This window comes from Intestinirhabdus alba (genome assembly GCF_009711095.1).
In the GTDB taxonomy this organism is placed as follows: Bacteria; Pseudomonadota; Gammaproteobacteria; order Enterobacterales; family Enterobacteriaceae; genus Intestinirhabdus; species Intestinirhabdus alba.
On record NZ_WMJZ01000170.1, the window covers coordinates 1 to 307 of the forward strand.

The 307-nt window shown below is 53.1% G+C and carries 1 protein-coding gene; it reads left to right on the forward strand.

What is annotated here, in order from left to right; genetic code table 11:
• On the forward strand, positions 1 to 307 hold a 307-nt coding region (locus tag GJV78_RS22865), incomplete at both ends, for a DUF943 family protein (protein ID WP_230979238.1).

The window sequence follows — 307 nt, forward strand, 5'->3', positions numbered from 1 at the left end:
TGAATAAGTGCCTGATTGCGGGAGTGATTGCGGCCGCGGCCGGCGGCTGGCTGCTCTGGCAGTATCTGACGCCGGTTGAGATTGTGGCGGTGCATGACGAAGATACAATACTGGTCAGGCATTTTCCCTACCTGAAAAGCCGCCAGATAGCCTGGTGGGAAGCCAATAAGGAGAAGATTAACGCTGACTATGGCATCCCTCATAAATACAGCGATGGGAGTTATGGCGTGGTCGTTATGGATTTTGGTAAGGGATATCGTGTCGACAGAGGGACCGACCAGGACGCAGACCTGCTTTGCTTTGATGA